Source organism: Jeotgalibaca sp. PTS2502, from assembly GCF_001975685.1.
GTDB lineage: Bacteria > Bacillota > Bacilli > Lactobacillales > Aerococcaceae > Jeotgalibaca > Jeotgalibaca arthritidis.
Window position 1 is genome coordinate 588059 of the sequence record NZ_CP019433.1, and the last position, 12323, is coordinate 600381.

Below are 12323 nucleotides of genomic sequence, written 5' to 3' on the forward strand. Positions count from 1 at the left end.
GGATGCCTCCAACCTGTTTTTTAGAAGGGAGAAACATATGCTAAAAATCGGATCACATGTATCAATGTCAGGGAAGAAAATGATGGTTGGGGCCGTTGAAGAGGCTCATTCTTATGGATCGAATACCTTTATGATCTATACTGGAGCACCACAAAACACGAGACGGAAAGCCATAGATGAGATGAATATCCCAGCTGCGCAATCGTTAATGAGCGATTATCAAATGGGAGATATTGTTGTTCATGCGCCTTATATTATTAATTTGGCTAATACGACTAAGCCTGACCATTTCGAATTTGCGACAGCCTTTTTACGAGAAGAAATCGTGCGAGCGCAAGCTTTAGGAGCTAGTCAAATTACCATGCACCCAGGTTCGCATGTTGGAGCAGGTGCTGATGTAGGTATTGCACAGATAATAAAAGGTTTAAATGAGGTTTTAGAACGCAATCAGACGGCTCAAATTGCTTTAGAAACAATGGCAGGAAAAGGAACAGAGATTGGGAGAACCTTTGAAGAGTTAGCACAAATCATTAATGGTGTGACCTTTAATGAAAAATTATCAGTGACGTTGGACACTTGTCACACACATGACGCAGGCTATGCTATTCGTAATGACTTTGATGGTGTTTTAGAAGAATTTGATCGCATTATTGGCTTAGATCGCTTGAAAGTGATTCATGTCAACGATTCTAAAAATGAGCAAGGTGCTAAAAAGGACCGCCATGCCAATATCGGCCATGGCTATATTGGTTTTGACGCACTCAATCATATTGTTCATCACCCTCAATTAATGGATTTACCAAAAATTTTAGAAACACCTTACGTAGGTGAAGATAAAAAGAATAAGCAGCCGCCGTATCGCTTTGAAATTGATATGTTTAGAAAGCAAGGGTTCAATCCAAACTTACTGGACGATATTATCAACCAATAAGGTCATATAAGAAATTTTTATTTACTCAAGTGTGCGATACAGCTCAATTATTGAAGCTGTATCGTACACTTTTATCTTAAATTGTACGATACAGGATGCTTCGAACAGTCTGTATCTTACGTTTAGGCTCTTGAATGTAAGATACAGCTGATATTTTTAGTCTGTATCTTACATCTCGACAAAAAAGGGCAGGGGTAATTTCCCCTGCTCTAAAATATAGACGACTAATCTTTTCGGACTCTTTATTTATTTAAAACATTTTTAATAATAATCTCTGTTGTTTCTTCAATCGATCGCTTAGCGACATTAATAATATAACAATCGAGTTTCTCATAGAGTTCGTCAGCAAAAGCAATCTCTTTCTTCACACGGTCAATGTTAGAATAAACCGTCTCTTCTGATAAACCGTAAGCTATCATACGCTCTTTTCTAAAATTAACGAGCGTTTCAATATCATTGGTTAAGCCAACAATTTTTTTTGGATTAACTTCCCATAATTCATCAGGAATCTGGGCTTCAGGCAAGATGGGTAAATTAGCGACGCGAATATTTTTATTAGCAAGGAACATGGATAACGGTGTTTTAGATGTTCTTGAAATACCTAATAAAACTAAATCAGCTTCCAGCAAACCCTTTGGATCTTTACCATCATCGTACTTAACAGCGAATTCAATAGCACTAATACGGTTAAAATACTCATCATCTAACTGGTGGGAGGCACCGGCACGCTTAATGGGACTTTGATTGGTAATTTCTGAAACACCTGATACAAGGTCTTTTAAAACGTCATAACAACGAATCTCATTTTCCTTGCAATAGGCTTCTGTAAAACTGCTTAGGTTGTTAGTAACCAGTGTATGGATGATAACAGCTTCTTTTTCTTTTGCTTGAATCAAAATATTTTCTAGCTCAGTTTCCTTTCTGACAAAGGGGAATTGATGAATAACAGTTTCCACATCAGGGAACTGAGATAGTACTGCGTTCAATACTTTTCGAGCCGTTTCGCCGACTGAATCGGAAATAACAAAGAAATTTACGTGATGATTTTCCATAGTGACACCTCAACTTTTTTTATTGCATTCTTCCATTCAATATACTACAGTATGGGTATAATGAACAGTAGGAGGTGGCAGAATTGGGACAAACACTAGTTGATCAATCTTTAAGACGTATGAAGGACAACGGTCTAAAACATACTGCAAAAAGAGAAGAACTGATTAAACTATTCGCAGAAGAAGAACGCTACCTAACAGCAAAAGACGTTCAACAAAAGTTAGAAGTTAGTTACCCAACCTTAAGCTTCGATACTATATACCGCAATCTTTATTCATTTGTTGATATTGGTATTTTAGAAACAACCGAACTTAATAATGAAAAACTTTTCCGCATCACATGCTTGCAAGATGGGCACCATCACCATCATTTCATTTGCGAAGAATGTGGGAAAACCATTCAATTGGAAATGTGTCCGATGGATTTCTTTAAGGAGCAGCTACAAAATTGTACCCTGAAAACCCATCGCTTTGAAATTTTCGGAAGCTGCAATGAGTGTAACGCTAACAAGTGATTTTACATATTGTCATTTAACTCTTATTTTTGCATTGCAAATGCTTGGAGCTGTGTTATAATATCAAAAGAACATTTTCATTAAGAATATAAAAACATTTTTAATGGAACGGTTACTTTTAATGCTCGGAGGGAGGGAATATTAATGTCAAAAACAGTTGTTCGTAAAAACGAATCTCTTGACGATGCTCTTCGTCGCTTTAAACGTACTGTTTCCAAGACAGGTACTCTTCAAGAAGCCCGTAAACGTGAATTCTATGAAAAACCAAGTGTGAAACGCAAGAAGAAATCAGAGGCAGCTAGAAAACGTAAATTCTAATTGTTGCATCGTTAAAGATAAAAAGGATTAAGGCTTATGTCTTAATCCTTTTTTTGTGTTTAATTATCTGAGAAATTCGTGAAAAGAATGGAAATATGACGTCAGTAATTGTGGTCTGTGCTATAATTAGGTCAAAATAAATGGAATTTAATCAGAGAGGTGTAACATATTTGATTGAAAATGAGACACACGATGTAACCGTTGGTATGGATATAGACGATGCTGAACTATTACCCATGTTGTTTGGTTCTCAAGATAAAAACCTACAACTTTTAGAAACTAACCTCAATGTCACCATTAATAGTAGGGGAAGCCATATTGATATTACAGGTTCTCAGACGAATACAAAAGTCGTTAAGTCCTTATTAAATCAAGTGGTAGACTTACTTAAAAAAGATATTCAAATAACACAGGCAGATATACTAACAGCTATCAAGATGGCTGAACGAGGCAGTAGCGATTATTTTTCTACTTTGTATGATGAAGTTATAGGGAAAACCTATACTGGAAAATCTATTCGAGCGAAAAATATCGGTCAGAAACGTTATTATGAAGCTGTCCATAAGAATGATATTGTCTTTGGAATTGGACCAGCTGGGACGGGTAAAACATTTCTAGCTGTTGTTATGGCCGTTCAAGCCTTGAAAGCAGGACGAGTTCAAAAGATTATTTTAACGCGTCCCGCTGTTGAAGCAGGAGAAAATCTGGGCTTTCTTCCAGGAGACTTAAAAGAAAAAGTAGACCCATACCTCAGACCTGTTTATGATGCTTTATATGCTATCTACGGTGTTGACCATACAACGCGGTTAATGGAAAGAGGGGTCATTGAAATTGCGCCACTCGCCTATATGCGTGGTCGGACATTAGAAGAAGCTTTTGTTATTCTAGATGAAGCACAGAATACGACTGGCGCGCAAATGAAAATGTTCCTGACTCGTTTAGGCTTTGGTTCTAAAATGATTGTCAATGGCGATAAAACACAAATAGACTTGCCAAAAGGGGCCTCGTCTGGTTTGATTGATGCTGAAAAGAAATTAAAAGGGATTAAAGATATTGCTTTTGTGGCTTTCGATGCGCATGATGTTGTTCGCCATCCTGTTGTTGCCAGAATTATAGAAGCCTATGATAAAGAAGGAGATACGAATAAATGATTGATATAGATGTAATTGATGAAACAAGCCGTGTTTCAGAGAAAGATGAAGCGTTGGTTCTTGATATTATTTCGTTTGCTGCCACTTACTTAGACCTTCCGCCACATTCAGAATTATCGCTTAGTTTTGTCGATAATGAGCGTATTCGCGAAATTAATCGGGACTATCGAAACAAAGATCAAGCAACTGATGTTATTAGCTTTGCTTTAAATGATGATGAGGAAGATGATTTCCCCGTAAATCTAGAAACACTTGGTGATGACTTCCCAATGAATTTGGGTGATATCATTATTTCGATTGATAAAACAGCAGAACAAGCAGAATCTTATGGTCACAGCTTTGAGAGAGAACTTGGCTTTTTAGCCCTTCATGGATTCTTGCATTTAAATGGTTATGACCATATGACAGAAGAAGATGAAAAGGAAATGTTTGGTCTGCAGAAAGAGATATTAGATGCCTATGGACTCAAAAGAGAAGAATAACAGTTCAAAGCGTAATATTTGGAAGAATCCTACCTTTCTTGTATCCTTTGGTCATGCTTGGGATGGGGTCAAACTTATTTTAAAAGAAGAGAGTAATATGCGCCATCATGCATTTATTGCCTTATTACCCATCTTGTTTGGTTTTTTCTTTCAAATTAGTGGCTTAGAGTGGATTGCTCTTATTAGTTGTATTTTTCTTGTTGTCATGATGGAATTTGTTAATACTATATTTGAAACGGTAGTGGACATGGTAACCGATTATGAATACCACCCACTGGCTAAGAAAGCTAAAGATATAGCCGCAGGAGCCGTTTTAGTTGCAGCAGTTTTTTCTATTATTGTTGCTGCCATTATATTTCTGCCAAAAATTCTTGCATTATTTTTCTAGGGAGGTATTTATTTTATGCAAGACAATCAAGCATTTAAATCAGGCTTTATATCTATTATAGGAAGACCCAACGTTGGGAAATCGACACTATTGAACCGTATCGTCGGACAAAAAGTGGCGATTATGAGTGATACACCACAGACGACACGTAATAAGATTCAAGGCGTTGTCACAACCGATCAGGCGCAAATGGTTTTTATTGATACACCTGGTATCCATAAACCGAAACATCGCTTAAATGACTTTATGTTGCAGAGTGCATACAGTACATTTAATGAAGTTGATATTGTGTTATTCATGGTTAACGCAGAGGAAAAACGTGGAGCAGGCGACAACTTTATTATGGAACGTTTGAAAAACATTCGTACGCCTAAGTTTTTGATTATTAATAAAATTGATAAAATTAACCCAGAGTCTCTATTAGAAATCATTACAGACTACACCTCTGTTCAAGAGTTTGATGAAGTTATTCCAATTTCAGCAACAAATGGGAACAATATCGAATCTATGCTAGAAACGATTCAAAACTATTTACCAGAAGGTCCACAATACTATCCAGCAGATCAAGTAACAGATCATCCGGAATACTTTATTGTGTCAGAGTTTATTCGTGAAAAAGTCTTGCAATTAACACGTGATGAAATTCCACATTCGGTGGCAGTTGTTGTGGAATCCATGCAACGTAATGAAAATAATAAAATCCACGTTCATGCCACTATCGTTGTAGATCGTGCTAGCCAAAAAGGAATGATTATCGGTAAAGGCGGAAAAATGTTGAAAGAAATTGGGACGCGTGCGCGGCGCGATATCGAAGTCATGTTAGGTGATAAAATATTCTTAGAATTGTGGGTAAAGGTACAACGCGATTGGCGTGATAAGCAAACCCATTTACAAGAATATGGTTATCGCAAGAAAGATTATGAGTAAAACAGGCTTTCAAACATTCCAGGGGATTGTTATTTCGGTTAGAAAGCATAAGGAAACGGATGCACTCGTTAAGATTTTTACACTTGAGTATGGAAAACGTATGTTTTTTGTACGGCATTACTTTAAATCAAATTTCCAAATGAAGGCATCGTTACTTCCTTTTACACACGCTAGCTATATTGGGACCATTAATGATGATGGTTTGTCCTTTTTAAGAGACTATCAGTCGGCTGAAAATTATACTGCTATTCAGCAAGATGTTTATTTGAATGCTTATGCCACCTACATGGCTAATTTAGCTGATGCTGCTATGGAAGACCGCATACCAAACAAAGAGTTGTTCGGATTGCTGCAACAATCATTAGACGCAATGAACAATAAGAATGATGGTCAAACCATTATGAATGTCTATGAGATGAATCTGTTAACGTATTTTGGTGTTCATCCGCAGTTATCATCTTGTCGAATTTGTGGGAATCCAAATGACCCTTTTGATTATTCGGCTAAGCATTCAGGTGTTTTATGCACCAATCATTTTCACGAGGACAGGCACCGACTGAATGCTCATCCAGCTGCTATTCATTTTTGCCGTATTTTTTTAAGAATTAAGCCCAATCAAGTTGAGCGTATCTCACTAAAAGATGACACTAAAAAGGCTATTCAAGACTTTATTGATTTTCTTTATGATGAGTATGTTGGAATCAAGCTAAAAAGTAAATCCTATATTGATCAAATGAAGGAATGGGAGAATGTCTTGCAATTGTCAGTGGAGAAACGTAAAGCTGATGAATCTGAAAACACATAAAAACCTTGACTTTAATGGGTTAACTGTTTACTATTATGGTTATAATTAAATAAGAACGTTGACGATGAGAGTACATACAATATGATGCTAAAGCGAGTTTGGATAGGTGAGAGCCAAACGCATGCAGTTGTCATGGAAAGGCACATCTGAGTTTTACCAATGAAGAGCTGGTCTTAACCAGAAATAGGGTGGAACCGCGAGTATAAACTCGTCCCTATGTTGCTCCGCGAGCAGCATAGGGACGTTTTTTTGTCTATTATTAAAGGAAAAGAAATGAGGAGAATCACTATGGAAGAAAAAGTAACCGTTCAAAGAATGATACAAATCCTTCAAAATTATTGGGCAGAGCAAGGCTGTCTGCTTTTAAATGCATACGACACGGAAAAGGGAGCAGGGACAATGAGTCCGTATACATTCTTGCGTGCAATTGGTCCAGAACCTTGGAATGCAGCATATGTAGAACCATCCAGACGACCAGCTGACGGCCGTTATGGTGATAACCCAAACAGACTATATCAACATCATCAATTCCAAGTTGTGATGAAGCCGTCACCTGACAACATCCAAGAACTTTATTTAAAGAGTTTGGAAGCTTTAGGAATTAACCCGTTAGAGCATGATATCCGTTTTGTTGAAGATAACTGGGAAAATCCATCTCTAGGATGTGCTGGTTTAGGGTGGGAAGTTTGGTTAGATGGGATGGAAATCACTCAATTTACATACTTCCAACAAGTTGGCGGTTTGCAATGTAGCCCTGTAACAAGTGAATTAACCTATGGGATTGAACGTTTGGCATCATACATTCAAGATGTTGACAATGTTTACGACCTTGACTGGGTAGAAGGCGTTAAGTATGGCGAAATTTTCTATCAACCAGAATATGAACATTCAAAATATTCGTTTGAAGAAAGCGATCCAGAATTACTAATGAATTTATTCAATGCCTACGCAGAAGAAGCAATGAAACAAATTGACAATAGCTTAATCCATCCAGCTTATGATTATGTCTTAAAATGCTCACATGCATTTAACTTGTTAGATGCCAGAGGGGTGGTTTCTGCTACAGACCGCGCTGGTTTTTTAGCAAAAATTAGAAATATGGCACGTAAGTTAGCAAAAGCATTCGTTGAATCAAGACGTAATCTTGGTTTTCCACTTCTTTCAGAAGAAGAACGTCAACGTTTATTGAAGGAGGAGCAAGCATGAGCGGAACATTATTATTAGAAATTGGTTTAGAAGAAGTACCTGCACGTTATGTGAAGAGTAGTAGCCAACAATTAAAAGAGCGTATGGAACAATTTTTGAAAGTAAATCGTGTTATTTTCGAGCGAGTTGATTATTTTGGAACACCAAGACGACTTGCTGTCATGGTTCATGGTTTAGCAGATAAACAAGAAGATCTTCATGAAAAAGCAAAAGGACCAGCTAAAAAAATAGCTGTCGATGCTGATGGTAATTGGACAAAAGCTGCGCTTGGATTTGCAAGAGGACAAGGTGTTACCGAAGCAGACCTTTACTTTGAAGAATTAAAGGGGGTCGAATACGTCTATGCCAATAAAGAAGTTCTTGGTAAAGAAACAAAAGATGTTCTAACAGATTTAGGACAAGTTATCGATGCTATGACATTCCCAATTACGATGCACTGGGGAAATAGTTCTTATGAGTATATTCGTCCGATTCACTGGTTAGTTGCCATGTTGGATAATGATGTTATTCCATTTACGTTTCTTGACTTAGAAAGTGGTCGTCAATCGCGCGGTCACCGATTCTTAGGGCAAACAGCTACATTTGATCATGCCGCAGATTATATTGAAAAACTAAGAGAGCAATTTGTTATTGCTGATTTAGACGAACGTAAAACGATGATTAGCCATCAAATTGCTGAGATTGAAAAAGAAAATGCTTGGATTATCCCAGCTGATGAAACATTAATGGAGGAAGTTGTTTCTTTAGTTGAATATCCAACGGCATTCTTTGGCAGTTTCGATGAAAAATACTTATCGCTACCAGAAGAAGTGTTAATTACAAGTATGAAAGACCACCAACGTTACTTTGAAGTGACTTCTGCTGATGGTCAATTGCTACCTTACTTTATTTCAGTTCGTAACGGTAATGCAGAACATATTGATATGGTTAAAAAAGGAAACCGCAAGGTGTTAACAGCTCGTTTGGAAGATGCCTTATTCTTCTTTGAAGAAGATAAGAAGCAAACCATCGACGAGGCACTTAAGAAATTAGAGAGCGTGTCATTCCATGCTAAAATTGGATCAATCGCTCAAAAGACAGCCCATACTGGTTTACTAGCAGCAGCTATTGCTGAAATGGTTGCTTTGGACGAAGATTCTCAAGTATTGCTAAAACGTGCAGCAGAAATCTATAACTTTGACCTTGTTTCAAACATGGTCGGAGAATTCCCTGAATTACAAGGAATCATGGGTGAAAAATATGCGATTCTAAAAGGTGAACATCCGGAAGTTGCGACTGCAATTAGAGAACGCTACTTGCCGCTTTCAAGTGACGGTGACTTACCACAAACAGCTATTGGTGCAGTCTTAGCTCTTGCTGATAAATTAGATAGCATTATTAGTTTCTTTAAAGTTGATATGATTCCAACCGGTTCTAATGACCCTTACGCCTTAAGAAGACAAATGATTGGTGTTGTCCAAATTCTTGAAAATTTCCATTGGACATTGCCGTTAGACAGTTTCTTGCAACAGGCTTTGGAAACTGTTTACGCCCTTGAAAACAATGACGAAAAAGCGCAATTAATCAATCAATTTATTCAGTTTGCTAAAGGTCGTATTCAACAAAAATTACAAGGCTATCATGTTAATCATGACGTGCAAGATGCGATTCTTGGTTCAACTGAAAATAACTTGCTAGAATTGATTGAAAATGGTCAAACACTTCATAGCCATCAATCAGATGATGATTACAAAGCAGTGATTGAAGCATTAGCCCGTGTAGTTAATATTTCACATCAAATCGAAAAACCATTTGATACTGATAGTAACGTGTTTGAAACAGCTAGTGAGAAGAACTTACACGTTCAAATTAACCACGTAAAAACACTTTGGGATAAAGCAAATTCTGAAGAACGCTACGATCTATTAAAAGAAATTGCACCAGTTATTACCACTTTCTTTGATGAAAACATGGTTATGGTTGATGACGAAGCAGTTCGAAATAATCGCTTAAACCTTTTAGCAAGTTTAACAGAGCTTATTTTAGAGTTCGCTGATGTTAGACGTTTAATCACAAAGTAATGATTCAAGTCAACGAAAGGCTAGGATAGTGTCCTAGCCTTTCCTATTGTTTTAAAATCAAAGATAAATATTCTTTATGTCGGTCGCTCAATGTGTTAAATTAGAGTAGACTAGTAAAGAATGTTTGCTAAATAATAAAGAGAAACGAGGATATAGGAGTTAAGACTTCTTATATCCAAGGAGGACATCAATATGTCAATGTTTTTAGATCACGCACAGATTAATGTAAAGGCCGGTAATGGCGGAGACGGCATGGTTGCATTTAGACGTGAGAAATATGTACCAGATGGCGGACCAGCAGGCGGCGATGGCGGTAAGGGCGGTAGTATCATCTTTGAAGTAGACCCTGGACTACGCACTTTGCTTGATTTCCGTTACAATCGTCATTTCCGAGGTATCCCTGGCGAACATGGAATGAGTAAAAGTAAATACGGTAAATCTGCAAAAGATACTTACGTGAAAGTGCCACCAGGTACGATTGTTCGTAATGCAGAAACAAATGAGTTAATGGGAGATTTAACCGAAATTGGTCAACAATTAGTTGTTGCTAAAGGTGGTCGTGGTGGACGAGGAAACATTAAGTTTGCGTCACCTAGAAACCCAGCCCCAGAAATCGCTGAGAATGGCGAACCAGGGGAAGAATTTGTTCTAAATCTAGAATTGAAAGTTATCGCTGACGTTGGGTTAGTTGGCTTCCCATCAGTAGGTAAGTCTACTATTCTATCAGTTGTATCAAAGGCAAAACCAAAAATTGCTGCTTATCACTTTACAACTATTGTGCCTAACTTAGGTATGGTACAAGCACCAAGTGGCGGTCAATTTGCTATGGCCGATTTACCAGGTCTGATTGAAGGGGCATCACAAGGTGTTGGTTTAGGAATTCAATTCTTGCGTCATATTGAACGCACACGTGTTATTTTACATGTTATTGATATGGGAGCTACTGAAGGTAGAGATCCATTCGATGACTATGAAAAAATCAATGCTGAATTGGAAAACTATGAGTTAAAATTACTTGAACGCCCAACAGTCATTGTTGCTAACAAAATGGATGTTGAAGGCGCTGAAGAAGAACTTGCTAAATTCAGTCAAAAATTAGAAGAAAAATTTGCTGGACAAGATGTTCCAAAAATATTTGAGATTTCTGCATACCAAAACAAAGGCTTCGGCCCGTTGTTAGATTACACAGCAGAATTACTGGAACATACAGAAGCATTCCCATTATTTGATGAAGAAGAATTAATTCGCTCTGTTGAATATAAATTGGATGACCCATCTGATGAAATTATTATTAACCGCGATCCAGACCGTACATGGATATTAAGTGGTGAGAAACTAGAGAAACTATTCTTGATGACGAACTTCCACCATGATGAAAGCATCATGCGTTTTGCTCGTCAACTTCGTGGAATGGGAATCGACCAAAAACTTCGTCAACGTGGGGCAGAAGACGGCGATCTTGTCCGTATTATGGATTACGAATTTGAATTCGTAGACTAAAAACCCGCTAGATGAAGAGAAACGAGTGTTTGCATCATGAAAATTCAATTTTTGGGGACGGGATCTGGTGTCCCGTCAACCAATCGAAATCTATCCTGTATTGCGCTAAAACTATTAGATGAACGAAATGACATTTGGCTGTTTGATTGTGGAGAGGGTACACAACAACGTATTTTACGAACAACCTTAAAACCTCGTAAAGTTAATAAGATTTTTATCACACATTTACATGGGGACCATATTTTTGGTCTTCCTGGTTTTCTAAGTAGCCGCGCTTTCCAAGGTGGCGATACGCCATTGACGATATACGGACCAAAAGGAATCAAAGACTTTGTCTTAACGAGTTTAAGAGTTTCTCAATCTCATTTACGCTATCCGATTTTTTTCCATGAAATAGAAGAAGACGGGGTAGTTTTTGAAGATAAAACCTTTAAAGTGACATGTGCTAAGTTAGCACATGGCATTCCTTCCTATGGATTCAGAATTGAAGAGGCTGACTATGTCGGTGAGCTGTTAGTTGAAAAATTAAAAGCGGATAATATTCCATCCGGACCATTATATGGAAAACTAAAAAATGGGCAGACGGTGACTTTACCAGATGGTCGATCAGTTAATGGGAATGACTATATTGGTCCTTCTGTGAAGGGGAGAACAGTAACCATTTTAGGAGATACAAAACGAACTCCTGCTAGTACACAACTAGCCATGAACTCAGATGTGTTGGTTCATGAATCAACTTTCTCAAAGGACAACCAAAAAATTGCGAGAGATTATTTCCATTCTACCTGTGTAGATGCTGCTAAAGTAGCTAAAGAATCAAACAGTAGCCAGCTGTATTTAACTCATATCTCTTCACGCTATATGGGTAAAGAACAAGCTCAACTGCAAAATGATGCTCAAGCAATTTTCCCAAATTCAACATTAGTTCATGACTATGATGAATTTGACATTCCGTTAATTAAATAAAAGTGACTATGTGAGGTGTGTT

General features: G+C 37.6%; 13 protein-coding genes. 12 read left to right on the forward strand and 1 reads right to left on the reverse strand.

The genetic code is table 11. The features are described from left to right. Positions 1-37 precede the first annotated feature (37 nt). Positions 38-931 (forward strand): deoxyribonuclease IV, encoded by an 894-nt coding sequence (locus BW721_RS02980; protein ID WP_076765956.1) that lies wholly within the window; start codon positions 38-40, stop codon positions 929-931. A 242-nt stretch (positions 932-1173) separates the two neighbouring features. Here the strand turns inward: BW721_RS02980 and BW721_RS02985 are convergent, their stop codons facing one another. Then, positions 1174-1983, reverse strand: a complete 810-nt coding sequence (locus BW721_RS02985) for a pyruvate, water dikinase regulatory protein (RefSeq protein WP_076765958.1) — start codon at positions 1981-1983, stop codon at positions 1174-1176. Between the two features lie 119 nt (positions 1984-2102). Between BW721_RS02985 and BW721_RS02990 the strand changes: the two genes are divergently transcribed. The 11 genes from BW721_RS02990 to rnz all read left to right on the forward strand — a co-directional run bounded on the left by BW721_RS02990 (position 2103) and on the right by rnz (position 12301). Further along, positions 2103-2498: a Fur family transcriptional regulator gene (locus BW721_RS02990; protein ID WP_076768628.1), complete on the forward strand. Its 396-nt coding sequence runs from the start codon at positions 2103-2105 to the stop codon at positions 2496-2498. 144 nt (positions 2499-2642) lie between these two features. After that, positions 2643-2816, forward strand: coding sequence for a 30S ribosomal protein S21 (rpsU, locus tag BW721_RS02995; RefSeq protein ID WP_010053707.1), 174 nt, complete (start codon positions 2643-2645; stop codon positions 2814-2816). Positions 2817-3022: 206 nt separating this feature from the next. Beyond that, the gene (locus BW721_RS03000) at positions 3023-3967 is read left to right on the forward strand and encodes a PhoH family protein (RefSeq protein WP_232222961.1); all 945 of its coding nucleotides are present in this window, start codon (positions 3023-3025) and stop codon (positions 3965-3967) included. Next, positions 3967-4449, forward strand: coding sequence for an rRNA maturation RNase YbeY (gene ybeY, locus BW721_RS03005; RefSeq protein WP_076768629.1), 483 nt, complete (start codon positions 3967-3969; stop codon positions 4447-4449). Before BW721_RS03000 ends, ybeY begins: the two co-directional genes overlap by 1 nt. After that, on the forward strand, positions 4421-4837 hold the full coding sequence (locus tag BW721_RS03010; RefSeq protein ID WP_076765963.1) for a diacylglycerol kinase: 417 nt from the start codon (positions 4421-4423) through the stop codon (positions 4835-4837). The genes ybeY and BW721_RS03010 overlap by 29 nt, the downstream gene beginning before the upstream one ends. 15 nt (positions 4838-4852) lie before the next feature. Then, entirely contained in the window at positions 4853-5764 is a 912-nt protein-coding gene (era, locus tag BW721_RS03015) for a GTPase Era (protein WP_076765965.1), read from the forward strand. Beyond that, a complete protein-coding gene (gene recO, locus BW721_RS03020; RefSeq protein ID WP_076765967.1) occupies positions 5757-6569 on the forward strand; it encodes a DNA repair protein RecO in 813 nt (270 codons plus the stop codon). Before era ends, recO begins: the two co-directional genes overlap by 8 nt. 288 nt (positions 6570-6857) lie before the next feature. Continuing rightward, positions 6858-7775 (forward strand): glycine--tRNA ligase subunit alpha, encoded by a 918-nt coding sequence (glyQ, locus tag BW721_RS03025; protein ID WP_076765970.1) that lies wholly within the window; start codon positions 6858-6860, stop codon positions 7773-7775. Continuing rightward, the gene (glyS, locus tag BW721_RS03030; protein WP_076765972.1) at positions 7772-9835 is read left to right on the forward strand and encodes a glycine--tRNA ligase subunit beta; all 2064 of its coding nucleotides are present in this window, start codon (positions 7772-7774) and stop codon (positions 9833-9835) included. The genes glyQ and glyS overlap by 4 nt, the downstream gene beginning before the upstream one ends. Before the next feature lie 192 nt (positions 9836-10027). Further along, positions 10028-11335 carry a GTPase ObgE gene (gene obgE, locus BW721_RS03035; RefSeq protein WP_076765974.1) on the forward strand — a complete coding sequence of 436 codons (1308 nt, stop codon included), beginning with the start codon at positions 10028-10030 and terminating at the stop codon, positions 11333-11335. A gap of 36 nt (positions 11336-11371) precedes the next feature. After that, on the forward strand, positions 11372-12301 hold the full coding sequence (gene rnz / locus BW721_RS03040) for a ribonuclease Z (protein ID WP_076765977.1): 930 nt from the start codon (positions 11372-11374) through the stop codon (positions 12299-12301). The last annotated feature ends 22 nt before the right edge of the window (positions 12302-12323 follow it).